A 576-nucleotide genomic window follows, 5' to 3' on the forward strand; every position below is an offset into this window, starting at 1 on the left:
AATGCGCGTTTTTCGCTCTTCTTAGCGTGTGTGTAGCAGCGATGCGCACATTGGATTCCTCAAAGCCTTGCAGCCTCTCTGCGAACATCGCAAGACACTCCAACGCTCGCTCCATGGAGGCGTGACTTAAATTCAATTCACTGTCTAGGCCAGAGGCTAAACGAACCCTCTGTTTATGGCGACTGATGAGCTGTAGGTCGCTGCCGACCACCTTCGCCACCACCATGTGGAAGCTATTAGAGCCGAGATCGATCGCGGCAATATAGCGTTCATCTTGTTCAAGTATCTGAGACATCTGACTTTTGTCTTCTTGTTTGCTTTTCTATATTTTTAAGATAGTCGTAGATGGCAACTTGTGAGCGAACTTTTTTACGGTTTCCGCGCGGTACATAGCTATTGCTCATCTCTTTGTCTATCAAACGTGCCTTTACTGTATCGGTAAAGTGGATGTTAGTTATATCAATAATTCTCTGTTTCAAACGTGGATCACGAACAGGAGCGGCAACTTCGATACGATGATCGATGTTTCGTGGCATCCAATCGGCGGATGAAATGTAGAATTGAGGATCCCCAGCA

The 576-nt window shown here is 46.4% G+C and carries 2 pseudogenes; both read right to left on the reverse strand.

From position 1 onward, the window contains the following. Nucleotides 1–295: pseudogene (locus R7Z49_RS26585) on the reverse strand (exopolyphosphatase); the annotation flags it as partial. After that, a pseudogene (locus R7Z49_RS26590) lies at nucleotides 279–576 on the reverse strand (RNA degradosome polyphosphate kinase); the annotation flags it as partial. The pseudogenes R7Z49_RS26590 and R7Z49_RS26585, both read right to left, overlap by 17 nt.

This window comes from Vibrio sp. 1562 (assembly GCF_033340155.1).
Lineage (GTDB): Bacteria > Pseudomonadota > Gammaproteobacteria > Enterobacterales > Vibrionaceae > Vibrio > Vibrio alginolyticus.